Below are 24,178 nucleotides of genomic sequence, written 5' to 3'. Positions count from 1 at the left end.
CTGTGAACTTCACGTGAATTTAATGAAAGTAGAACATTTGCTAATTCTCCATTTAATACATCAATTTTGAAAATTATGGTGATTCATCCTGTATCGCTAATCTCTAAAGCTGCAAAAAGGACTAATATTTTCATTAGTCCTTTTTCACATTTATATAAAATTGAATTTCTCCATCTATAGAGGAAACTCCATATTCAAAACCATGCCTTTCTAAAATACTTTTCACTATCGCTAAACCTAATCCTGTACCTGATTTTTCTTTACTACGAGAAGATTCTAGTACATAAAAAGGTTCCCAAATTTTCTCTATATCCTTAATTTTATCCGTAGGAATGCCATTTTTTATTTGGAAATATATACTTTTATTTCTATCTTCTAATGTAATTATTATGTTTTGATTTGCTGTATATTTTATCGCATTAGAAATTAAATTTTGAAACACCATTCTCATTTTATTTAAATCTGCATAAACGATTGTATCGCCCGCATTACAATTTACTTGCAAGTTAATTTCTTTCGAATCCAGTTCAATCTGATGCTTATCTAATATACTCTGGACCAGTGGTTCAATGGGGAATTCTTCTTTTTGTAAAATATCTCTTTCTAGTTTAGAAAATCGTAATAATTCTTCAATTAAGTTTGATATTTGATCTGTTTGTTTAATAATTGTATCTACATAAGTCCCATCATCTAATCCATCTTTAATCCCCATAGAGTATGCTTTTACTAATGCGATCGGTGTCTTTAATTCATGCGTTACATCACCCATAAATCGTTTTAAATGTTCATTACGATCAGTTAAGTCTTGATGTGCTTCATGTAGTTTTTCACTCATGATATTAATACTATTGGCCAACTCTCCTATTTCATCATTCGTTTTCACTTTCGTTCTTTTAAACTGCAAATGTGAAATATCCTGAGCCACATCACTTAACTCTTTCAGTGGTGTCGTTATTATTTTTGAAAGTATCCACACAAGTAAAATAATAAGAATCAGCGAGAAACATACGATGTATAAGTAAAATGTATTTAACGTATTTATAATTTCATTTGAATTCGCAATGGAAGTTCCAATTAAAATTATCGTATCATCTTTCGCAATATATTTAGCAAAAAAACTCGCTTTTACCTTTCCTTGATCGTACAGTTTATTCGATTGCCCTTCCGTCTTCACTTTCATAACTTCGTCTTTCGTAATCCAAAGCTTATTTAACGTCACTTTCTTTTTCGTAAGTTGCATGCGTAACGCGTCGTTCATAGCATCTTCTGACTGATTAATTGGCGTATACGCAATTGTAACATTATTTTCACTTTCAATTGTATGAATAACATCTTCTAAATCATTGACTGGCGCATTTTGTATTTGAGTTGTAAATTCATTTAAGTTTTCACGTGTTTTATAAATATTATATTTCGGCAGGAGAAAGTTAATTAATAATAAAGAAATTGTAAATATAAGAATAACGGTTAAAGAAATGCTGAGAAATAGCTTTTTCCCAAGTTTATTCACTTTGTTCCTCCAAACTATAACCCAGCCCACGATGCGTCTTAATAATATTTTCTCCAATTTTTTTACGCAGCCTTCTTACATGTGTATCAACCGTTCTCTCTTCTCCAAAATAGTCAAATCCCCATACAATGTCTAACAATTTTTTACGAGTTAAAATAGTTCCTTTATGATTTAAAAAGCATTTTATTAATTCGAGCTCTGTTTTTGTAATTTCTAACTCTATATCATTTTTATATACTTTATTTTTGGCGAAATTTATCTTTACATCTTGTACTTGAATAATATCATCATGCTGAATAAGTTTTTTCGCTCGTGTAATTAGTACTCCTGGATGAAATGGTTTTTTTACGTACTCATCTGCCCCACTTTGAAGCGCTGCTAATTCATCTTCACTTTCACTTTTCGCCGTAAGCATTAATACTTTTACGCTTGAATTCTTTTTTATTTCCTGACAGACAGTAATACCACTATGTTTCGGCATCATCCAATCCAAAATAGCTAAATCAATTTTTTCATCATAAAATATTTGAAGTGCTTCCTCTCCGTCTTTCGCTAATAATACTTCAAAGCCTTCTTTTTCAAAATAAGCTTTTAAAATCCTTAACATATCTTGTTCGTCATCTGCAATTAAAACTTTCATATTTTTTCCTCCATTGCTTTTAAACAAAAACCAATTGTATCATACAACATCTTTGTTACATGAATGTGACAGAAAAATATTTAAAGCTTTTGAGGGGATAGTAATGGTGAGGTGTTGTACTATGATAAAAAAAATCGGGGTCATTTCTCTTCTTCTATTTCTATTATCAACAAATGCGTTCGCAAATACAAATCAACAAATTGAAGTATTTGATTGTCAAAAAGAAATGGTCATTCAAAAACAATCTTTAGATCCAATAGTCCAAAAAGAAGCAGTTCAATACGCTAAAGCAATTACTGGTCCATTTAAAAACTTAAATGTCGTTCCAAAAGATGGCTATATGATAAAAATCCCATTATCTAAGCCGGTTTCTATTACTAATCAATGGTTACACACTACAATAGACGAAGTACTTATACTGCTCCCACTAAATGAAAAGCCTTATATTATGCTTTATGATGATGAAAATAACCCGCATTTTTATTATGTAAAAGGTAAACCAGGATTATTATTGAAACAAATGAACGTTAAAACATAATTGACTGAAAAGGAGTCACCTTATAAGCTAAATTTTAAAAGCTAAGGTGCTCTTTTTTATAATAACAATTTAGTAAATGAAATTATAAAAGTTGTCTTTTAATATAAGGATCGCAACTTCATATATCAGCGATTTTTAAGATATATCGATTTACCAACAAAAAACCTGTTCGTAGCTATTATTTGGATAGCAATCTCTATAATAGTTTGTAGTGACTCGATCCCTTATATAATCCCCCTTTTACAAATCCATTCGCAGTATAAAACACATCCCCTTGCTTCGTGTCAGTATGTAAAACAATCACTTCAAAATATTTTTCCGCATGACATAATAGTTGGTTTAATAATAAGTTCCCTAACCCTATACGCCGATAATCCCTTGAAATATAAAATCTCCTTAACCGCCCAATCTTATTGTCTTTTGTGTACGGATCCTCATTTAAACCTCCAACTCCAATTAACATATCACCTTGGAAAACACCATATAAACATTCTCCAGTTTTATTGAATACATTTATTTTGTTTTTATATTCATTTATTAGCCTTATAAGGAAACTAAAACCTTCTTCTTCACTTTCTTGAACGAGATGACTGAATTCATATTCCATTAAATTTTCTATTTGTTGAATATGTATATCTTTCAAGTCCATTCCCCCTAAGTATGAAAATACATAAAAATGCTCGAGAATCATTTATTCTGAGCATTTTTATGCTTATTACTTTATTTAATTCATAGTATGCATATACTTCACTTCATATGTAAATCGATAATACAGTTGATTAATTTTATTATGAAAATATAAGAGCCTTGTTACAATCTAGTGTGTCGTAAGGCTCTTTAAAGTTTTTTAATTCTTATTGAACTAAAGCATCTGTTTGTTTAAGTGTATACATTCACCATTTATAATTTCTCTCAAATATACTATCAGTTTATATATTCCTCATTCTTCTCTAACAGGTTCAAGATAAATTATAATTTGTTAATCGATATGTTTGTGTAACCACTGTTCAAATATCTTTAACTGTTCTTCGGTATGAAAGTAATGTTCACCCGTCTCCATAACTTCTAATTCACAACGATGTTTTTCTGTAAAATAGTTAATAGTTTCAAGTTCACACAGTTCATCCTTAGCTCCGTACATAATATATGTATCTATATTCCATATATTAATAGGATGTTCTTTTACATAGCATAAATAATCCCAATGTAACTTTTGACCAATAGGTGTCTCTATAGTCATTTCTTTTTGCAAAAGCTCTGGTGTTACATTAAACCATTTCATCATATTTTCGATAATTCGTTCCATATTAACTACTGGTGATAAAAATAATGCCTTTTCTACCACATCATTTTGATAAGCTAAAAGGCTAAAATACGCTCCCATACTACATGCAAACACGTTTATTTCTTTCCAATGTTCTTTTGCATAATTCATAATTATAGATAATTCACTAACACAAATCTGTACTTTGCAAGGCGTATTATCATCTTTTCTTTCTCCATGCTCAGGTAAATCAAAGCTTAATACTTGATAACCTTTTTGTTTGGCTTCTTCAGCTAATATTTGAATAATTGTATCTTCCTTATTTGACATATTTCCATGTACTGCAATAAAAATTTTATCACTCTTATCTCCCCATAAAACCGCAGGAATATTACTAATTTTAAAATTATTTTTAATCATATTCCCTCCATAAACTAAGACATATAGGACTTGGCAAAAAACGCACACACTTTATTTACCTCTGTACAGCAGGTAATATCCCCTTCAACTCCATTAAATCATCTATTACTACATCAGCCTGAGCAAGTTCATCTTCTTGCGCAAAATCAAAATTACACCCAATTGCAAGTAAACCGTTGTCTTTCGCTGCATTTATATCAGATAGCCGGTCACCAACTACCGCTGCCTCTTTTATATCATATTTGTTCATAATACTTTTAACTAAGTCACCTTTATTTAGCGATTGTATTTGTTCAATACTAAACGTTTCAATCACCCACTTGTCTAAAGCATAATAAGTTACGATTGCTCGTAAATATTCTTTCAAACCATTACTAGCAATGTAAATGGAACAATTATTTCCTTTTATATATGTAAATATTTCTTTTACATTTGGATATAAAGCGCCTTTTCCGCTTTTTATGTTTTCAATAAGTCTATCTAAAAAATATGCATCTGTTTGTTCTCTTATTTCAATAGAATGGTCCGGTAATAAAGCTTCCCAAACTTTCGGTAACGGCACACCCATAATTTCTCTATATTTATCAATTGGTGTTACTGTATCCCATAATTGTAATGATCTTAAGTGATCAAAAGTATCATCTAATGATAATTCTAAAATTTTATCTGTTTGAAATAACGTACCATCCATATCAAAAATTAATGCTTGTAACATTCCTATCTCTCCTTTTGGACTATGGTTTTACCAGATATATTTTTAAGCATCTCAATAATAATTTCTGAGCAATAATTCGCAGCAGTTTTCGCGAAGTCATCATAAGAAATTTGAGCTTCATCATTTGCGCTGTCAGAAATACATCTTATAATGAGAAACGGTATATCATTTATATAGGCAACATGTCCAATTGCTGCCCCTTCCATTTCTGTACAATGAGGTGCGTATTCGTCTATTAATTTCGCCTTTAACTTTGAATCTTCAACAAAACATTCACCGCTGACAATTCTTCCTTCATGAACTGCAATCTGTAAACTACTACTAATACAAGCTTTACGTGCTAACTCTACCAATTCCTTACTTGCAATAAATTCTTCTTGGAACGGAAATAAGTTTTTCATTTGAGTTTTACTTACATCATGATGAGTAACATTCGTTGAAATAACTATATCGCCGACTTTTACATCTGAATGTAATCCACCAGCAACGCCCGTATTAATGATAGAGTCTACATCAAATTTATGAATTAATGTTTGCGCGCATGCAGCTGCATTTACTTTCCCTACACCAGAACGTGTAATAATTACTTCTGTTCCCATGAATTCTCCAATATAAAAAGGCATTCCCGCTATTGTCTGTTCCTCTTGTATAACTAGTTTTTCTAAAAGTAAATCTATTTCAATTTGCATTGCTCCGATAATGCCGATTCTGTTTATGTATGTAGTCCCCTTTATTAATTAATCCCTTTAATCCGCTCAGACATAACCGATAATAAAAATTTCGGAAGTACAAGTTGTCTCTTTAATCTTTTCGGCTGTGAGAGTAACCTATACAGCCATTCAGTTCCAGTATCCCTCATTATTTTTGGTGCTCTTTTTACAGTACCAGATATTATATCAATCATACCTCCGATACCAATAGATAGCGGAACGTTTAATGTTTGTATGTTTTCATAGATGAACTCTTCTTGTTTTGGTGAACCTAGTCCTACGAGTAGTAAATGCGGCTTGAACTGCTTAATTTTCATTTTTATTTCCTCTATTTCTTCACCATTTACAAATCCATGCTGTCCTTTAAATTGTGCTCCTGGGAACTGCTCATTTAATTTTTCTAATGCCTTTTTATTACTTTCTGGCGCAGCTCCAAAAAGAAAGACACGATATTCATTGTCGTTACAATATTTTATTAAATCGTGAGTTAAATCCGCCCCAGTAACACGTTCTTTCAAACTTCCTTTTAATATTTTCGAGCCAATTATGACACCAATCCCATCCGCTGTTATTAAATCCGCAGATAGTAACATCTTTTTAAATTCCTTTGATTTTTCCGTATTTTCCTTTGCAGACATAACAATTTCAGGATTTGCAGTTACTACAAACCTTGGTTTCTCTTGTTGTTCATGTAGCCAACCTTTTAATAAACTTATAGCTTTTGCATATTCTAAAGTTGAAAAAGGTATACCTTTTATAAACTGCTGATCCACTGTACTCTCCCCTTACATAAGCTGCAAATATTCATCAATGTCTTTAGAAATTTGAATAAAAGCTTTATTCCAAAATTCATAATTTCTTATATCTATTTCAAAATGTTTTTTCATAAGCTCCTCTACTGGAGCCTTTCCTGTTTCTCGTAAGAACTCTTTATATTTCGAATGAAAAGTACTTTTACCTTCTTGAGCTATTTCTAATAAGCTAAAACTTACTAAATATCCAAATGTGTATGGATAATTGTAAAAAGGAACATCTGCTATATAAAATTGAATATATTTCATCCATACAAACGGCTGGTATTCACTTAAAGCTTTTCCATAAGCTTCTTTTTGTGCAATTATAGATAATTTCTCAATTTCATCAGCACTTAAAGGACCCTCTTTACATTTTTCATAAAATGTTTTTTCAAACTGATACGATGCTCGTATTGCCATTACATAATTAAAACTATTTCTTATTTTCCAGCTAAGTAATGACTTTTTCGTATCTTTACTATCCGTTGTTTCAATTAGATAATTTAAGAGTACCGTTTCAAAGAAAATAGATGCTGATTCAGCCGTACTCATTGGCAAATAATCATCTAAAAAAGACGTAGATTGTTCAAAACTCATATTATAAAAGTGCCAAGCATGTCCTAATTCATGAGCGAGCACTCTTACACTATCTATACTCCCATCATAACGAATGGAAATTCTCGATTCTTTCTCACTGAAAAATGGAGCACAAAACCCACCTGGTGGTTTATTCTCTCTCGGTTCAGCATCTACCCAACCACTTTCTATCGCATTACGTGCAAATTCTGCTAATTCTTCATCAATATTCTTACATGCATCATAAACGTTTTGTATTGCTACTGAAAAAGGAATCATGATCTCATTACTTTCCTTTACCGTCATAAGTTCATACCATGTAATTGAAGCTTTTCCTTTCTTATACACGTTTAAAGCACTTACTAATTTATCAAGGTTTTCTTCTGTCGCATTCCACATTTGGAATAATACAGTTTCTGAAATGCCATTCGCATGAAAAGATTGTGTTAAAATCTCTCTATCTTCTATTTCATTACTCTTTGCATTACGCAATCTCCCTATTTGATTTAATACAGTAGCAAAGATTTCTTTTTCCTTATGTAAAGTACTTGTAAGTAACTCGAATACTTCTAATCTTTCCTTTTCATTATCACTATTCATTGCAATAGTATTTGCTTGTCCAAAGGATAATTGTTTATTATTGTGCTCTATTTCTATCCTATCCCGTAATTGTATGTACATATTTTCCCACGCATTAAGCTCATCTTTTATTAACTTAGTATTATCTGAAGTTTCCACTTCATTATGTTTTATTACTTGCTGTAATTCATTTTTTAGTTCCTTCACTTTCACGGTCAATTTAGTAAGGTCAGATGGTACACTTTCTTCAACTGATCTACAGTACAAATAGTATTCTGTTTTCTCAATAGCTTGTATTAGCTTTGAAAGAACCTCTACATCTTTTGTTACAAAATATTTCTCTTTCAACTCCAAAATTGGAAATAGAATATCCTCATTCAAATACAAGCGATTTAAATCCCATCTAGCAATTTCTTGCATTTTTATAGTCGCCTCCTATTTTTACAAATAGTTACAGATATTTCTCCCCACACAATTATATATGAAATGGCAAAATTTTGATATCTTCAAATATTTAAATTCCTATAAATACATTCTTATTTATACTCTTTTCTTCTACCATTAAGTATCATTCCACATATAAAAAATACTCCCTCTACAAGAGAGCAATTCATATAGGAAAACTTCAAAGATTTTATCTTCACCAATACCATATCGACCGGTAATCACAGATTAAAGAAAAAAGGATTGATCAAATGATCAATCCTTTACTTTACTTCATTTAAGAAAAATAACGTTATAACGCCAGGTCCTGTATGTGCACCGATTGCTGCACCAATTGTATTTACGATAAATACTTCACAACCGAATCTTTCCGTAATTAATAATTTTAATGCTTCCGCTGTTTCTAAGTCATCACCATGAGTTATACCGATTGTTTGACCTTTAAGGTCTTTACCACGCTCTTCCATAATATCAACAATTCGGCTTAGTACTTTCTTTTTCCCTCTTACCTTTTCAAGTGGTACAAGTTTTCCTTCTTCCACGTTTAAGATAGGCTTTATGTTTAGTAAACCACCGATAAAACCAGCTACTTTACTTAAACGTCCACCTCTAACAAGGTACTGTAAGTCAGCTACAGTGAAGATGTGCTCCATATGGTTCATTAGAAAAGCGACACGGTTTAAAATATCTTCTTTTGATGCGCCGTCTTTTGCCATTTTAGCAGCTTCTAAAACGACAAGACCTTGACCAAGCGAAGCACATTTTGTATCAATAATTTCTAAATCTAAATCTGCATATGTTTCTTTTACTTCCTCTTTAATGACAACTGATGATTGATATGTACCAGACAGTTCAGATGAAAAAGCTAAATATATACAAGGATTACCTTCTTTTGCATAAGAAACAAATTTTTCTTGGAAAGTTTCAAGTGAAGGCAATGACGTTCTATAAACAGCGCCTTCTCTCATTTTTTGTAATAATGTAACCGACTCTAATGTTACTCCATCTAAATACTCTGTTTCTGCTTCATCATATACACGGAGTGGAATTAAATCAATATCATATGCTTGCAGCAATTCTACTGGTAAATCCGCCGCACTATCCGTAATGATTTTAACACTCATTTTTAAACCTCTATTCTGTTATAAATATAAAATAATAAAATAAAAATAGTACTTTTAAATTATATACGTAAAACTTAAATGAAGAAAGGAAAACACTTTATATTGTATGCACTATTCTTCAAAACTTGAACTATTAATGAAAATGATTCTATTTTAAACACCTTTTTCTTATTATTTTTCTATAACACGAGTAATTTTATAAGTATTTTGTATCAGTATATTTTACTTCTTTAACTTAATATTATCTTTTCAAATTTATACTGTTTAAAATTGAAAAGCCAAATCCAATAAAGGAAATGGCTTTTCAATTTTCATAAAATAACCAAACTTTATTTTCCATCACATTGTTTGTTTACATTCATACTTTGGTGATGTTGAATATTAGTCCAGTTATGATAAATATTTATAGCCTGTACTATAATTAAAACAGTGAATATTTACCTGTAAGATGCACTATATCTAAAGAAGGTTAAACATTTTATAAAATATTTAATTTTACTAGTAAAGCTAATAAAATTTGGAGAAGAATTTGAACATTTACTGCTATGTCTGTATCTGTAGTCGTAACTGTAACATTTCTAGAATTTCTAATAACAGTTTCTTGTTTATTAATTTGTTTAATAGATGATTTTTGAAACAATTCTTGTGCTACACGGTCAGCTTTTTCACTATCTGCTATAGAAATACTTATTATAACCACGATAGCTGCTTGTAATGCAGCTTGAATAGATAACGCAGCTTTTGTATCTGTAGTAGTAACTTCTACATCTGCTGAATCAACTATTGTAATAGATTCTTCAGAAATTTGGTAAGTTTTACTTTCTTGTGCTGCAGCTTCTGAAACGGTAGCATTTTTAAAAGATGGATGAGGATTTGAGGAGTCTAATGCACTCCACCTTTTATTTTCATCTGAATGACATGTTTTTTTCATACATTCACCCCCTTTCAATCTAAATAATTATTAACTTGTGATTGTATTTCAGAAACAATACTTTTAATTTGCTGCTTTTTTTCTGGCGATAAATTTTTTAGTTTTTCTTCATTTATCCCATGCCTATTAAAAATATCTGAGAGTAAAAGGTCTATAATTATATTCTTTTGATCCTTATCAAACTTAAAGGAAGAAAATTTATTTAAATCATCCATTTACAATATTCACTCCTATCAGTTTTATATAAAAATTTCAAATAACTACCAGCATTATATGCATTTAAATAAAAAATGCTTGGACAAGTAACTTAATCTTTTATTTTCACGGCTTTTTACTAATAAAATCAAAAAGCTGTCTTCTAATACGAAGACAGCTTTCCTTTACTTCACATATATAAGTTTTATTCACTGTTAAATAATAGGTTCACCTTTGTTATTGTGTAGTTTTCCACACTTAATTTCCCATCAATTTTGAATATTAATTCAGTCATAATGAGAAAGTCCAAGCTTGTACCACATATTACAACAAAAAATATTTACTTAGAGTGAACCCTTATAGCTAAATATAAATAGGATAGACACTTTATAAAATGTTTAGTTTAACTAATAACGCTAATAAAATTTGAAGAAGAATTTGAATATTCACTGCAATATCTGTATCAGTAGTTGTTACGGTTACGTTTCTGGAATTTTTAATAAATGTTTTTTGTCTATTAATTTGTTTAATAGATGATTTTTGAAACAATTCTTGTGTTATTTTATCTGCCTTTTCACTATCTGCTATAGAAATACTTACTACAACCACAATAGCTGCTTGTAACGCGGCTTGGATAGATAGTGCAGCTTTTGTATTTGTAGTAGTAACTTGTACATCTGCTGAATCTACTATTTCAATATATTCCTCAGAAACTTGATCGATTTCATCTGTTTGTATAGCTTCTTCTAAAAAATTTGCATTTTTACTAAATGAATAAGAATTTACTGATTCGGAATCCTGTTTTTTTGGTTCAGAACCCCGATTTAATGGATCACGTTTTTTCTTTCTTCTACAAACTTCACAATCACACATAAAATCACCCCTTTTAGTCTAAAAAATTAGCAATATAAAAATATTGGCTAACTACTAGCATTTTATGTATTTTCAAAAAAATTGTTTGGACAAGTAACTGAATTTATATTTTATTTCTAATTCTTTTTTGTAATAACAAAAAGCTGCCTTCTAATAAGAAGACAACCCTCTTTTATTTCACATTTATATAAAAGACCCATACTTAAATACACTAAACTTCATATGATATATTGCATCCTTTCTTTTTAGAATAAGTAGTCGTTACTGAAGGGCACTTTTCGAAGTGCTCTTATCTTTAATCCCCTCTTTTTCAGGAAGAATTTTTTTTACTAAATCCTAATATGATTTGTATCACTAGGGCTGGCGATTACCACATTTCCTTAATAGCTTCAATGAATACAGTAGCTACTAATTAAAATAACCCTATGATTTTCTCTACACTTAAACAATCTTGCGTTACCGAACACATAAACTAATTTTTATTTTGACTATGTAACACTAAATTCACAAGATTATTATCCTATGTTTGGTGAAGCCATCATTTCAATGCCAGCAATCCCACACTTTTAACTAATAACTTAAACAAATGTGCTATCTCAAGGTTCTTTTGATATAGTATCTTATGTTCTATATAATGAAGAGAGCGCTAGTATTCCGAAGGAGGATGTATATGAGTATTCAATTGGCCACACCTAACGATTTAGAATGGATTAATAACCAATATGACTCAATAGGATTTGTACGGAGTGATTTAAAGAGAGATAAAGTTGCAATTATTACATATAACAACGAGTATGCAGGTGTTGGCCGATTAGTCCAAATAGATGAAGATACTTTAGAAATGGGCGGAATTTTTATTCTGCCTCAATTTAGAGGGCTACAATTAGCTGGTGAGCTTGTTTCATTTTTAGTAGAAACTGCAAAAAAATCACAAATACAAAATGTATATTGTCTTCCTTTTGAGGAATTAGAAAACTTTTATAAGAAATATGGATATACTGAAGTCGATACTACGAAAGAAGCAGTCCATCCAATCATTCTAAAAAAATATAATTGGTGTTTGGAGAATTACGATAAACACGTTCTACTCTTCAAATTGTAAATGTAATAAAAAAATATATTCTCAATCGTTTTTCTATCAGTACTCCTAATGGGAGCTAAGGATTAATCAAAGATATTTTATCTCTCCTTTTATAAATGGCTGATTAAAACTCAATGTTCTGTCAATACTATAGGTAACATGATTGTATTTCTCCATTCCCCCTTGGAGAAGAGCAGTTAGCTTTTGCTAGCTGCTCTTTTATTTCTTCAAAAAGTCACATAAATATCTTTAATTCCAAACATTCAAAAGATAAAATGTGATAAAATTGTTATGAAGATATTTACCAACTAATACATACGCCCTAGACTTACGTACTAGGGCGTATGTATTTTTTAGTATGTAACTCCTTCACTCATCTATTATCTACAAAATAAGTATCATATGCCTTATCAAATTCATATCCTAACTTTTCTGCTAGTTTAGCAGATGTAGTATTCGCTGCGTCCCAGTTTGGATACTTTCCATTTTCTAAGCAATCCAATATAATAGCTGCACTAACTACAGTTGCCAAGCCCTCTCTTCTATGATTGTGATCAGTCGCAACTTCAATTTCAATCCCATCATTATAAATACTATAGGAGGATGCACCGCATACAACTTCTCCATTATATAAAATGCTATAACCTATACCACGGTTTATATAATCTTCTACCGAATGAAATTGACTTGTAAAATCTTCAGATATCTTATGTAATTTGGGGCTATTTGCGATATGCTCATCTATTCTTCTTAACTCATATTCTTTTGGAAGTGTTGATATAAAAGATTGTAATTTTGAACGATTAAAAACTTCTGGATTTCGTTTGAATTTATAACGTAAAAACTTATCTATTTTTCTTTCATGGAATGTTTCTAAGCGTTGTTTCCACTCTTCACTATTTACGATAACTAAAATTCTTTCTGGAATATTACGTAATAACTCTTCTGTTTCTTTCGTATTAGGGTCTCCAGCGTAAAATGTAAAAATCCCTACCGTAACTTGTGCTACTGTTGGATTTTCAAGATCATTTACCCAAGCAGTACCCATATGCCCTTGTAAATAAGAAAGTAAAACAACGTTATTGAAATCCTCAAACATAGAAACTAGTTTTTTTCTTGTATGTATATTCGCTTCATATATCATTTATATTCCCGCCTTCTTTAGAATCAACTACTCTTAACATTTTCATGAGCGCTCCATAATTCGTATTCATATACACACCTGTTCATCATAAAAGCAATTGACTATTAAATTAAAACTTCGAATATTTATAAAATATCAGTAAACATAAAATGATTATAACATCTACTAACTATGAAATGATCAACCTATAAAATAAGTCAACAATAAATATATTTCTTACTCGTTAACAAACGGTTTGAAGGATCAACATAATTAATTATGTAACAACCCTCAACAATAGTTTGAGGGTGCATTTAAATACATGTATTATAACTCATTTTTATAAATAAAAGATTCCGTCTCACCGTTCTTATATACTTTAGTCAATTTAACAACTGATTTGTACGTGTTAACGTCATCCTCTATCATTTTTTTATCTCTTCTATTTCGGCATCACCAGTTCCGCCCTCTATTTTTAAACAGTTCGAAATGGAAAGGTATCCGTTTGATGCCAATATAAAAATAAAAATCGTATCAGGAAAATTAATAAATAATAATCCGTAGTTTAAAGGGTCTCCAGCTGGATGTGATAAAAGTAATCGAAAACCTACCAGTTCAGGTACTTGAACAAAATCTCTAGAAACTCTCGGTTCACAACCCACTTACACTCCATCCCTTCTCTATATAGAATTGCTACTACATATATATGAGAAGAAAATAAGAAAAGTTTGGACAATATAACTTTAACGTAACATTATCGTTACCTACTCGTACATTTATATGGAAATTACACCAATTTTGAGTAAGGACACATAATTTTTACTATAAATACATATAACAATTTCATCTTTCATAAAAAAAACGTTATAATGAGGTGTAGCCTCTACGATTACGTTATAAAGGAGATTAAAATTATGGCTAAAATTAAAGTGTACCAAGCAAAAGAAGAAAATATGGATGCAGTAAAAAATATCATTGATGTTGAGGAACAAAACCCAACTACTGAAAATTTACAAAATCTATATGCGTGTGTATTAGATACTGAAGATATGGCATTGCCTGAATCATATATTGAAGAAGATATCTTAATTGATTCTATTGAAGTTATGGTTAACGCTTCTCAAAGCAAAGTAAGAGACTTAGGCGCATACGATGTAATCGAAGTTCAAAACAAAGGCAAGAAAACGCAAATTTTATTACTTGCAGACGAAGAATACGAAATTATCGAAGGCTAATCTAACACCGTACATACGAAAAAGCTCCTTTCCAATTGGAAAGGAGCTTTTTCATTACGCTTTTGATGTTTCACTCTTTTTATTCATTTGTTCTTTCTTAATTACCATACGCTCATTTCCCATAAAGAAAATGAATATGAATGCTAATCCAGCTGGTACCAATGCCCACATGAATGTTTGAACAATTGAACTAGAAAGAGCGTCAATAATCTTATCTAATATTTGCGGAGGGATTTGAGATCTTGCCGATTCTGATAAAATGGCTCTTGAATCCCCTAATTTTGTATTCATTCCCCCGCTCATCCCTTTAAATGCTTCTTCTAATTGATCTTGGAAACCTGTTCTTTGGATCATTCCGAAGATTGTAATACCTAGTGTCATTCCTAATGAACGAATGAAGTTACTCGTTGAAGTTGCAGATCCACGCTGTTCCATACCGAAGTTATGAATTGAAGCCATACTTAGTACAGAGAATGAGAAACCTACTCCAAATCCGATAATAATCATATAAACCGTTAATAATGCACGACTTGTTTCTGGCGTTAATGTACTTAATAAGAATAATCCGATTAACATAATAACAGCAGAAATAATCATAATGTTTCGGTAGCTCAGCTTAGTCGTTAAAAATCCACCTAACTGCGCTGTTACGACTGATCCTAGCATCATAGGTAAAAGTAATAATCCTGAGTTTGTTGCAGTCCCGCCGTATACACCTTGAATGAATAACGGAATGTAAACAGTTGCTGACATAAATGCAGCACCGTAACATAATGCAATAATTGTACTCATTCCGAATAAGCGCTGCTTAAACATCTCAAATGAAATAATTGGTTCTTCTACTTTTCGTTCAATAAAAATGAATGCGATGATTAAAATAGCGAATCCACCAAATAAACTTAAAATAAAGCTAGAATCCCAATCATATTTTTGTCCGCCTAGTTCAAGCGCAAACATTAAAGAAACTACTGCACCAACTAAAGTAATTGCGCCAAACCAATCAATCTTTTGCTTTCTATGAACGCGTGATTCTTTATAAAAGAATGTAATAAAAATAAGTGCTAAAATGCCAAGTGGTAAGTTAATATAAAATACCCAGTGCCAGCTAATGTAATCGGTAATATATGCGCCAAGTAATGGCCCGAAAATACTAGATAATCCAAATACAGCTCCGAATAAACCACCCATTTTCCCGCGTTTTTCAGGTGGAAAAATATCAAAAACGATAGTAAACGCGATCGGCACTAATGCCCCGCCGCCAATACCTTGAATGGCACGATAAATACCTAACTGTGTAATATTTTCAGCAGTACCACAAAGTGCCGAACCAATCATAAAGACAATTAAACCGAAAATAAAGAATCTCTTTCTACCATACATATCTGATAGCTTACCGAAAATAGGCATGCCTGCCATTTCTGCGACCATATAGGCAGAAACGACCCATACAAAGTTTTCGAGGCCTCCTAAGTCACCAACGATTGTTCCCATCGCCGTTACGACAATGGTATTATCCATCGATGCCATTAAAATACCTAGCAATAAGCCCGCCACAACAAAGCCGAGCTTATTATTCTTCTCAACCATATCTCTTGCTCTCCCTCATACTACTTATATTTGTTTATGTTCTTTTACGACTGCATTACCTTTTTGATTAAAACTAGTATGATATTCTACAACACTAATTTCACATCCAGGACCAATTGTGACGTTGTTGCCTCTTACAACTTCAGCAATCGTATGTTCTAAATAGATATCATCTCCTTCAACAATCGAAGTTTGGAGGTTTCCAGCATGACTAGTAAAAGGAATAAATCTCGCTTTTTTACGAACGGTAATTTTTTTACCACCAATTTCTCTTACCTTACTGCCTTCATAACGAAGTGAGATTTGAATATTTTCAGCATTAAGTAATCCATCACTTTCAAGACCACCAGTTAATGATAAATCTTCTACTTCAATATCTCCCTTTACATTTAAAGCACCTTTTACATCTACGAAATCACCTGAAAACTTTCCTTCAATATCTATCATACCTCTAACTTTTGTTTTTTCAATATGAGCATCACCATGAATTTGTGTATTACCATATACTTTTACATATTCCGCATCTACATTTCCTTGTACTTCGTTATCTCCATACACGACATAGTTTTTCACTTTCACATTACCGTGTACATCACTCGTTCCGTACGTTTTAAACTCATTGCAACTCATATCATTCGTAATTGTTCCTTCACCGCGAATCTTCACTTTATTATAATCTCCGCCTGCTGAATTACCAGAACCATTTACTGTGAGACTATGTGGATGTTCCATACTGATTTCTCCCTTCCGTTAAACCTGCTTAATTTCTTTTACATTTGCATTTTTATCAACAGTAAGAACACCGGTATATTCAATCAGTTCAATCTCACAGTTTGCTCCTACTGTAACATTGTTTCCTCTTACCGTTCTTATGTGAGCATAATCAATATCGATATTGTCACCTTCTAATAGTTCAGCTTCTAACTGCAAGCCAAACACTGTTTTAAATAGTCTACTAAATGTACCTGATCTATGTCTTACTTTAATCGTTTGACCACCAATTTCTTTCGCTCGACATGTACCGTGAATATTTATATTAATTTCATCTGCGCTTAATAAACCACCGATTGTAAATTGTCCTTCTGAAGAAAAAGTATCCACTTCACAATTACCGTCAATTGTAGCTTGACCATTGACTTTAAATTCTTCACCAGTGACATTTCCACCTATCGTACCTTTTCCTGCAATTTTCAAACTGTTTGCTTTTACATTTTGCGTAATTGTTGCTTTTCCATCAATTCGCATCGTTTCAGCTTGAACTGTGCCATCAACTTTACCAGATCCGCTAATTCGTGCACTGCTACTTTTCAAATCGCCAGTAACTGCACCGTAACCGTTACATTCAAATTGCTCACATTCAACATTTCCATTCACAGTTCCTTTTCCGTTTAATTGCACTTTATGAAACTCGCCACCATTCGATGAACCGTAACCATTTATAATCAAATTATCTGTACGCATACTTTCTCCTCCACTACAACAATTTAGTTTTTAATGCTTCGGTATATTTCATAATCGCTTCGCGTAAAACGATTTTGGTGCCTTTTTCAAAAATTAAATCGTCCACGTTTGAAACTAATAAACATGTAGAAATCCCTAACTTTCGGACAATAATTAAGTCACAAGTTTTATGTTTAATTGCTTCATAATTTTCACGTAAAACTTGCAAGACCATTTTTCCTTCTTCTAAACTAATCTCTCCTGATTGCAGTAATTCTTCTAACATGTACACATAAAGAATATCTACAAATTGAAACTCTGCTCTTTTATTCGTTTGTTCTATGAAAAATTGTAAAACTGGTTCTGATGCAATCCCCTTGCATAAAATGTCTTCCTTTGTTAAAAGAATTTCTCTCACACTCGGCGAAAACATGTTCGCTAGTTCATCAAGTGATAAATCCTCTTTCATCGTTTGGATTTTATCGATACGCTCTAATATCTTTTCTTTCGGAAAAAATGTCTCTTGACCTGTAAACGTTGATTTTCGTACAAACCAATCTTCCGGAATTAAATTTTTTCTTTTCCACCTATATAACTGTCCGTATGAAATACCAGTTAGTTCTAATAAATCTTTTTTTGAAATTAAATCTGTACTCAACTGTATAACACTCCTTCCTGATAACAATGTAACATAACACTGTTACGCTGTAAATAAACTTTTATCACAAGTAGCGTAACAATGTGTAAAACAAACCTATTCCTACATACAAAAAAGGCTCTTACACACCTTATGAAAATGTGCAAAAGCCCTTATATATCAAGACTTAAACCAAATATTATAAAAATCAATCCAACCTTGTGAATTAATCATTATATTTTGAACTTTTTCATGTGTACTTACCTCTTGTTTATTACGATATAAAGGAATAATATGAATTTGACGTAACAAAGTATCCTCGATATCGCGTAACAGTGTAACTCTTTTCTCTAATTCTTCTTGTCTAAAATAAGGAGACAACTTTTCATGAAAGTCCATGCTGCTTTGTCCATGAATAAAACTATTTTTTGTAAGAAACATATATAATAGACTATCTTCTATTCGTTCACTAATTGTGGCACTATCATGCATCATATCGGCCTTTTGTATCGTACTTACTTCCAATAGCTCTTCTATATCAAGAAAATTATTTTCTACACGAATCCCGTATTTCGCACACTCTTTTTGTATCCACTGTGCATCTTCAACATGATCTCGTCCTGTAAATGTGTAGAGTTGTAGCACTTCATTATGATAAGTACTCCTTTTAATTAAACTTTCTACATCTTCCTCAATCTCTACAATGCTTTCACCTGCTAATATTAGTTTTTTTGCCACTTCTCCACGTTCTCCGCCGAGTTCTTGAACGATTGTATAACCATGAATGATGTTATATAACGCTTTCCGAAATAACGCATCTTGCATTGGTCCTTCTTTCGTAAGATTACATGTTATATATGTCACGTTCGACTCAAGCCGAGACAATTCTTTATTATGTTTTTCTTTATCTTTATACTGCGCCTTTACTAAAACATCGTATGTACTTACACCTTGTTCTACATTCCACAACTCAACACGATCTAAAAAAGGTCTTTCACGAAAATATAAAGGATGTCCTTCTAAAATGAACAGATTTTCATTACTTTTATATAATTGAAAAGGCCCGGTTCCAATTAGCCCTCCTGCTTCATCTTCATTCACGATAGAACACTGTTCTGCACTTAGCATATGTAAAAACATTCGATTTTCTGTATGTAATTGAATTTCGAAAACGTAGTCATCCACTGAACGGATACTTTCAACGTGTTGTAACATCCATGCGTGTGCATTATTTTCCAGCTTCATAAATCGATTCAACGAGTATATAACATCATGTGCAGTAAGTTGTTTTCCATTATGAAAGTGAACTCCTTTTCGTAAGTAAAACGTCCATATTTTTTCAGCGTCATTATATTCCCAGTGAAATGCAAGTCTTGGCTCTATAATGTTTGTATTACCGTCTACATACACGAGTGTGTCGAATATATGTTTTACCATATGGCATTCTGAGCGCATTGTAGCGTATACAGGATCTAATGTGATATCTAAATTCATTTGTACTTGCAACCGGAGTACATCTCTTCTCCCTTCAGATGTCATTTCAACCTTATGACCAAATATTGAATCCACCCAGGAGTGATATTCTCCCTTTACCGATGGAAAATGTGAGCTATAGCGTTCCACAAATATGCTTCCGCTTTTCACATCCCCTTTTTTCGTTATTTCTTTTCCTCTATCTAAAATTAAAGACATCGGGTGCTTTTGAAATATTAATTTAGAACGATTTCCTCTGCCGCGACCTGGAAACCACTTAATCCAATTTAACTCATCTAATTTTTTTATAATTAATTTACTATTACGCTCTGTACAAAATAGTGTTCCAGATATATTTTGCACTGTTACTTCCAATCGTTCTCCCTCTTTTTTCCCTTTTCCATAAGCAATCCATAGTTCAATGTATTGATCTAAAATAAACATCATACTCCCCCTAAAAGGTGAAAAATACTCCCTATTGTTTCTACCCTTTTTCCAACTCTCCTTTCATCTTATCATTTCAATATAGAAAGGAGGAATTAATATTGAATTATCTCTTACTTCGTTACAATAAACCTATTTTTATTAGACTGTGCGGTGAATTATTAACCCGAACGACTGAATCTATGTTAGCTCTCATTATGATTATTTACGTCAATAAAATGTTAAACGGCAATGTAATTATAACTATGCTGATTTTCGGATTACAGCCACTTTCAGACATTTTATTTACACTTATTGCTGGAGGAATTACTGATAAATATGGCCGAAAAAAAATTATGTTACTCGGATTATTACTACAAGGTGTTGCAATCGGTAGTTTCGTTTTCGCTCAATCCGTTTTTATATTTGCACTGTTATATGTCATTAATGGTATTGGCCGTTCCTTATACATTCCAGCTCAGCGTGCACAAATTGCTGATTTAACAAAACAAGAGCAGCAAGCAGAAGTTTTTGCTCTCCTACAAACGATGGGAGCAATTGGATCCGTAGTCGGCCCTTTAATAGGTGCAAGTTTTTATAATACTCACCCAGAATATTTATTTATCGTGCAAAGTGTAACCCTTACGATATATGCCGTTGTTGTTTGGACCCAGCTCCCAGAAACCGTTCCACCTATGAGTAAGTCGAAACAAACAGTTGAGGCAAGTTCACCAAAGCAATTTATTTTTAAACATTATGCCATATTCGGTCTTATGGTTTCTACACTTCCTATTAGCTTTTTTTATGCACAAACTGAGACGAATTATCGTATTTTTGCAGAACATGTATTTCCTAATCTCGTATTCATACTCGCATTTATTTCAACATGCAAAGCCATTTTGGAAATCATTCTACAAATCTTCCTCGTAAAATGGTCTGAACGATTTTCTATAGCGAAAATCATCCTTATTTCTTACGCCTGCTATACAATAGCTGCAGTTGGCTTTAGTTATTCAACGACGATATTCTCGTTGTTCTTCACCTTACTCTTTTTAGTCATTGGAGAAAGTATTGCTCTAAACCATTTATTACGATTCGTTTCAGAAATTGCACCTCACAATAAACGTGGTTTATATTTTTCAATTTACGGTATACACTGGGATATATCTCGAACATGCGGACCAGTTATTGGTGCAGTTTTATTAAGTAATTTAAATGGAAGTATGCTGTTTTATATTTGTGCTAGTTTCTTATTAATTGGAGGTATTGTTCAAGCACTGTTTGTTCAAAATTTAGAACGTAAAAAAATCATGAACCAGCCTACACATAATTTATAGGTTACTACTTTTTCAGTAGATCAATATTTCTTATTGGATGAATATTAAAAAACAAAAGTGAAGTATTTCGCGTATGAAAGTATGTTTTATATGGCAGGAGACGTTCCTTATTTACAACTAAAAACACCTCACTTAAGGAAAGTGAGGTGTTTTTGAAATCACTTAATTTCTTATCCTGCCATTTTATTAATACTATCCTCTGGTGAAAATACAGAAATATGATCTACCTTACCAGTCGATTTTGGAATGACAAATTTCAGCTCATACTGGTTATTTACTTTGTATACATATATTTTATCTTCACCATTCTCTTTAACTGAAGATGGTTTTCCTAATGCTTTTTCAATTTCTTGTAATGTAATCAATTTTAGTTCTGCATGATATGAGCGTACATCAAAAACTTGTGACCCTTTATTAAATCCGAAAACAATATTTTTATTTGTAAAAGTTGCGTACATTCCGTTCCCTGCATATTCGGTTTTATTTGCTTTCCCCCACGCTTTTTCAATTTCTTCAATATCCCCTGTATGGGCTCCAAATGGTACATTAGGTACTTTTCCTTCTTTTGCGAGTTCAAACAAATCTTTAACGTGGTTAATTGATTTTTGATTAAGTGTTCTATTTTTCGAATCTGGGTCAGGCGATGGTTTTGTTGTTTTTTCATTGCTTGGTTTTGCTTCAGGATTTTTCTGTTCTTCTGAAAAATTACTTTGTTCATTTTTATTATTTTCCGAGGTTGGATTTGTTTCCTTTTTTTCGTCTGTCCCTTTACATGCGACTAGCGCAAACATACATGTAAACACCAAAAATAACATAACTATTTTTAAATATATTTTCATCATTTTTACCCCCTATTGCATCTTATTCATTTCGTTAACCAACCCATTACATTACTTTTCAAATTATGTTTGTTCCAAAAAGTCAGTGCTTCACTCTCTCCAAAAGCTTGTACAAAATATATTACAAAAGCTGTTTCTAAAAAGTAACCAAGTCTGTTATATCCGAAGTAACTACCTCTTGATAAACGAAACCATTTTCATCTCCTTATTTAAACCTTCTCTTCTCAATGATAATATCCTCTATCTATAACTTAAAACATGCTCTCACAACAGCTCCTTGAAACAGAAAAAAACCAGTAGGAAGTGATTACTCTTTTCCTACTGATTGAAATAAAATTATACGGTAAATCTTAGCTTCTTAAAAAATGTAGCGATAGTATTTTTTACAGTTTCAAAATTATAAGCAAACGTGTTATCTCCACTTAATGATGAAATACATGTTAAACCTGCAGCTTTAATAAAAGCTTTTACATCTACAAGCATAAAATTAGCCTCCATGAATTTAATTACAATCATTATAACAGGTGTTTTACGATGCTAACATGAAAGTAATAAATAAATTTCTATTATTAATTTATCCCGCTATTTGCCGGGCAGTAAGATCCCCACCTCAAAATTCAGCGGAAACAAAGAAGTTAGGTGGGGGCCCTGCTGTCCGTAAAAGCCCGATTGGTGAGGGCAATCAGTGGGGATGAACACCCCCCACTGATTAAAGTTTCACTTTATTTAGCTCACAGTACACCATTCCAATGTCATATAAAAAAGCTGCCCAAAAAGGGCAGCTTCAAATATGTATATTACACTTCGATTGATTTACCATCTTCAACAATATGATAAAGTAAATGCGCTAAATGATGAATTGGACCGTATTCTTCCTCTTCCTCATCTGTTTCACCTTGGAACTCAAGATCGTTTAAGTACAGTGCTAAAAATTGATAGTATAGTTTTAAATCAAATCCGTAGCACGCAGTTGGCTCTTCATGATCACCTTCGTATTGTAACATTAAGTATTGATCGTTTCCTTCTGCATCTTCTGCGTCAAAGAATACGAAGAATCCAACGTTTGTATCTAAATCAAATAGATGACGAGTGCCTTTTTCTGTTGCTTTGTTAAAGTCCTCTTCACTTAATTTATGTACTGTTGTCGCTTTAGCATTATCTTCTTGATGGAAATTTACTGTGAATGTTTTCAATGCTGACACCTCCTGATTGTATAATACTAGCATAACATATAAAAAGGACTGCTTACAAATGTAAACAGTCCTTACATTCATTTTCGCATTGCTCGTAATAAGAAGCTTACGATGAAAATTAAAATGATCGCACCGATTAAAGCTGGAATAATTGCATATCCGCCAATGACTGGACCAAAACTACCAAGTAATTTCGAACCAACCCAAGAACCGATAATACCAGCAATAATATTACCTATTACACCACCAGGTACGTCCTTTCCAGTAATTAAGCTCGCAAGCCACCCTAATATACCACCGACGATTAAAGACCAAATCATATAATAACCTCCTTTACATTTCACCAATCAAAATATAATTAGAAACAATTGCTTACCATTAGTTATGTGACATTTTTCATAAGTTATTCATGTTGTTCAACTTTAAGATTTTTGAGAATAATACACACAGATTAAACCTTTTTTTGAACTAACGATTTATCCGACTTGTTATTACAC

General features: G+C 32.1%; 26 protein-coding genes and 2 pseudogenes. 4 read left to right on the top strand and 24 right to left on the bottom strand.

The window, feature by feature from the left end; genetic code table 11:
* Positions 1–133: 133 nt before the first annotated feature.
* On the bottom strand, positions 134–1,510 hold the full coding sequence (locus tag HFD78_RS11335; RefSeq protein WP_061139175.1) for a sensor histidine kinase: 1,377 nt from the start codon (positions 1,508–1,510) through the stop codon (positions 134–136).
* The gene (locus HFD78_RS11330) at positions 1,503–2,150 is read right to left on the bottom strand and encodes a response regulator transcription factor (RefSeq protein ID WP_000865979.1); all 648 of its coding nucleotides are present in this window, start codon (positions 2,148–2,150) and stop codon (positions 1,503–1,505) included. The genes HFD78_RS11335 and HFD78_RS11330 overlap by 8 nt, the downstream gene beginning before the upstream one ends.
* A gap of 121 nt (positions 2,151–2,271) precedes the next feature.
* Here HFD78_RS11330 and HFD78_RS11325 point away from each other — a divergent pair, with 121 nt between their 5' ends.
* The gene (locus tag HFD78_RS11325) at positions 2,272–2,688 is read left to right on the top strand and encodes a hypothetical protein (RefSeq protein WP_000591761.1); all 417 of its coding nucleotides are present in this window, start codon (positions 2,272–2,274) and stop codon (positions 2,686–2,688) included.
* Between the two features lie 196 nt (positions 2,689–2,884).
* On the opposite strand, the gene HFD78_RS11320 is transcribed toward HFD78_RS11325, so the two are convergent.
* The 10 genes from HFD78_RS11320 to HFD78_RS11275 form a co-directional block, all read right to left on the bottom strand.
* Positions 2,885–3,379: a GNAT family N-acetyltransferase gene (locus tag HFD78_RS11320; RefSeq protein WP_002103229.1), complete on the bottom strand. Its 495-nt coding sequence runs from the start codon at positions 3,377–3,379 to the stop codon at positions 2,885–2,887.
* Between the two features lie 288 nt (positions 3,380–3,667).
* The gene (locus HFD78_RS11315) at positions 3,668–4,372 is read right to left on the bottom strand and encodes an alpha/beta hydrolase (RefSeq protein WP_114160479.1); all 705 of its coding nucleotides are present in this window, start codon (positions 4,370–4,372) and stop codon (positions 3,668–3,670) included.
* Positions 4,373–4,427: 55 nt separating this feature from the next.
* Complete coding sequence (locus HFD78_RS11310) at positions 4,428–5,087, bottom strand: HAD family hydrolase (protein ID WP_097813701.1); 660 nt, start codon at positions 5,085–5,087, stop codon at positions 4,428–4,430.
* 2 nt (positions 5,088–5,089) lie between these two features.
* On the bottom strand, positions 5,090–5,803 hold the full coding sequence (locus HFD78_RS11305) for a 5'-methylthioadenosine/adenosylhomocysteine nucleosidase (protein ID WP_001079723.1): 714 nt from the start codon (positions 5,801–5,803) through the stop codon (positions 5,090–5,092).
* A 17-nt stretch (positions 5,804–5,820) separates the two neighbouring features.
* Entirely contained in the window at positions 5,821–6,570 is a 750-nt protein-coding gene (locus tag HFD78_RS11300; protein ID WP_000372653.1) for a WecB/TagA/CpsF family glycosyltransferase, read from the bottom strand.
* A 12-nt stretch (positions 6,571–6,582) separates the two neighbouring features.
* A complete protein-coding gene (locus HFD78_RS11295; RefSeq protein ID WP_048567583.1) occupies positions 6,583–8,166 on the bottom strand; it encodes a M3 family metallopeptidase in 1,584 nt (527 codons plus the stop codon).
* Positions 8,167–8,453: 287 nt separating this feature from the next.
* Positions 8,454–9,314, bottom strand: a complete 861-nt coding sequence (locus tag HFD78_RS11290) for a DegV family protein (protein ID WP_097813702.1) — start codon at positions 9,312–9,314, stop codon at positions 8,454–8,456.
* A gap of 478 nt (positions 9,315–9,792) precedes the next feature.
* Positions 9,793–10,245: a spore coat protein gene (locus HFD78_RS11285; RefSeq protein WP_000750486.1), complete on the bottom strand. Its 453-nt coding sequence runs from the start codon at positions 10,243–10,245 to the stop codon at positions 9,793–9,795.
* A gap of 14 nt (positions 10,246–10,259) precedes the next feature.
* Entirely contained in the window at positions 10,260–10,460 is a 201-nt protein-coding gene (locus HFD78_RS11280; RefSeq protein WP_000342253.1) for a spore coat protein W, read from the bottom strand.
* A 367-nt stretch (positions 10,461–10,827) separates the two neighbouring features.
* On the bottom strand, positions 10,828–11,313 hold the full coding sequence (locus tag HFD78_RS11275) for a spore coat protein (RefSeq protein ID WP_016110152.1): 486 nt from the start codon (positions 11,311–11,313) through the stop codon (positions 10,828–10,830).
* Between the two features lie 670 nt (positions 11,314–11,983).
* Here HFD78_RS11275 and HFD78_RS11270 point away from each other — a divergent pair.
* Positions 11,984–12,415, top strand: coding sequence for a GNAT family N-acetyltransferase (locus HFD78_RS11270; protein ID WP_097813703.1), 432 nt, complete (start codon positions 11,984–11,986; stop codon positions 12,413–12,415).
* Positions 12,416–12,767: 352 nt separating this feature from the next.
* Here the strand turns inward: HFD78_RS11270 and HFD78_RS11265 are convergent, their stop codons facing one another.
* Complete coding sequence (locus HFD78_RS11265; RefSeq protein WP_000638735.1) at positions 12,768–13,538, bottom strand: GNAT family N-acetyltransferase; 771 nt, start codon at positions 13,536–13,538, stop codon at positions 12,768–12,770.
* A 306-nt stretch (positions 13,539–13,844) separates the two neighbouring features.
* A pseudogene (locus HFD78_RS11260) lies at positions 13,845–14,170 on the bottom strand (BC_2878 family exosporium-associated protein); the annotation flags it as partial.
* A 261-nt stretch (positions 14,171–14,431) separates the two neighbouring features.
* Between HFD78_RS11260 and HFD78_RS11255 the strand changes: the two are divergent.
* A complete protein-coding gene (locus HFD78_RS11255; RefSeq protein ID WP_001062731.1) occupies positions 14,432–14,752 on the top strand; it encodes a hypothetical protein in 321 nt (106 codons plus the stop codon).
* Between the two features lie 54 nt (positions 14,753–14,806).
* Here HFD78_RS11255 and HFD78_RS11250 read toward each other — a convergent pair whose 3' ends face one another.
* The 5 genes from HFD78_RS11250 to HFD78_RS11230 form a co-directional block, all read right to left on the bottom strand.
* Positions 14,807–16,339 carry an MDR family MFS transporter gene (locus tag HFD78_RS11250; protein ID WP_000229618.1) on the bottom strand — a complete coding sequence of 511 codons (1,533 nt, stop codon included), beginning with the start codon at positions 16,337–16,339 and terminating at the stop codon, positions 14,807–14,809.
* Positions 16,340–16,363: 24 nt separating this feature from the next.
* Positions 16,364–17,071 (bottom strand): polymer-forming cytoskeletal protein, encoded by a 708-nt coding sequence (locus tag HFD78_RS11245; protein ID WP_000400903.1) that lies wholly within the window; start codon positions 17,069–17,071, stop codon positions 16,364–16,366.
* Positions 17,072–17,089: 18 nt separating this feature from the next.
* A complete protein-coding gene (locus HFD78_RS11240; protein ID WP_001258385.1) occupies positions 17,090–17,800 on the bottom strand; it encodes a bactofilin family protein in 711 nt (236 codons plus the stop codon).
* Positions 17,801–17,813: 13 nt separating this feature from the next.
* The gene (locus tag HFD78_RS11235) at positions 17,814–18,437 is read right to left on the bottom strand and encodes a YhbD family protein (RefSeq protein ID WP_000102238.1); all 624 of its coding nucleotides are present in this window, start codon (positions 18,435–18,437) and stop codon (positions 17,814–17,816) included.
* A 159-nt stretch (positions 18,438–18,596) separates the two neighbouring features.
* Entirely contained in the window at positions 18,597–20,333 is a 1,737-nt protein-coding gene (locus HFD78_RS11230) for an ABC transporter substrate-binding protein (protein WP_097862739.1), read from the bottom strand.
* 101 nt (positions 20,334–20,434) lie between these two features.
* Between HFD78_RS11230 and HFD78_RS11225 the strand changes: the two genes are divergently transcribed.
* Positions 20,435–21,649: an MDR family MFS transporter gene (locus HFD78_RS11225; protein WP_097813705.1), complete on the top strand. Its 1,215-nt coding sequence runs from the start codon at positions 20,435–20,437 to the stop codon at positions 21,647–21,649.
* Between the two features lie 170 nt (positions 21,650–21,819).
* Here HFD78_RS11225 and HFD78_RS11220 read toward each other — a convergent pair whose 3' ends face one another.
* The 5 genes and pseudogenes from HFD78_RS11220 to HFD78_RS11200 form a co-directional block, all read right to left on the bottom strand.
* Positions 21,820–22,491, bottom strand: coding sequence for a YjgB family protein (locus tag HFD78_RS11220; protein WP_002098287.1), 672 nt, complete (start codon positions 22,489–22,491; stop codon positions 21,820–21,822).
* Positions 22,492–22,514: 23 nt separating this feature from the next.
* Positions 22,515–22,685: pseudogene (locus HFD78_RS11215) on the bottom strand (aminopeptidase); the annotation flags it as partial.
* A gap of 139 nt (positions 22,686–22,824) precedes the next feature.
* Positions 22,825–22,971: a hypothetical protein gene (locus HFD78_RS11210; protein WP_000959548.1), complete on the bottom strand. Its 147-nt coding sequence runs from the start codon at positions 22,969–22,971 to the stop codon at positions 22,825–22,827.
* Positions 22,972–23,285: 314 nt separating this feature from the next.
* Positions 23,286–23,681 (bottom strand): hypothetical protein, encoded by a 396-nt coding sequence (locus HFD78_RS11205; protein ID WP_000847587.1) that lies wholly within the window; start codon positions 23,679–23,681, stop codon positions 23,286–23,288.
* A gap of 77 nt (positions 23,682–23,758) precedes the next feature.
* Complete coding sequence (locus tag HFD78_RS11200) at positions 23,759–24,001, bottom strand: GlsB/YeaQ/YmgE family stress response membrane protein (RefSeq protein WP_000638306.1); 243 nt, start codon at positions 23,999–24,001, stop codon at positions 23,759–23,761.
* Positions 24,002–24,178 lie beyond the last annotated feature (177 nt).

The sequence above is a fragment of the Bacillus sp. EKM501B genome (assembly GCF_011800505.1).
GTDB classification, from domain to species: Bacteria; Bacillota; Bacilli; order Bacillales; family Bacillaceae_G; genus Bacillus_A; species Bacillus_A cereus.
The sequence above is the reverse complement of the archived record's forward strand: the minus strand, read 5'-3'. Positions and strand labels throughout refer to the sequence as shown.